Annotated in this window: 1 protein-coding gene; it reads left to right on the forward strand. The window is 55.8% G+C overall.

The window, feature by feature from the left end:
• Window positions 1–211 (forward strand): S24 family peptidase (locus D7X74_RS44765; RefSeq protein ID WP_233602501.1); only part of this gene is annotated, 211 nt, incomplete at its 5' end.
• Window positions 212–437: the final 226 nt, after the last annotated feature.

Raw genomic sequence — 437 nt, forward strand, 5'->3', positions numbered from 1 at the left:
GCCCCAGGATAAGCAGGTGTACGTCATCAGGCGACCAGACGGCGGCGTCAGCATCAAGCGCCTGAATCAACAGCTAACTGGTGCTTGGCTCATTCGAAGCGATAACCCTGACAAAACTGCATACCCAGACGAAATCGCAAGCGAAACGTCAGTTCATGATCTGCCGATCATCGGTCGCGTTATCTGGCGTGGCGGCGGAATCGGTTCCTAAGCCCACCAGCAAGCCAACGAGCCCGCTTAGCGCGGGCTTTTTTTCGTCCTGAGAAACCCTCGATGAGCCACCTCATAAAAAAATATGGGAATACTCATTGACAGGAAATATGAGCAGACTCATACTCACCTCAACGCCGCAGAACAACGCAGCGCCAGGCCACCGAGCCGACCGCTCTTTAACAAGTCAGACCCCACCGCAGTCCCGACAGCCGCAGGTCACCGCG

It is taken from the genome of Corallococcus sp. CA047B, from assembly GCF_003612065.1.
GTDB classification, from domain to species: domain Bacteria; phylum Myxococcota; class Myxococcia; order Myxococcales; family Myxococcaceae; genus Corallococcus; species Corallococcus praedator.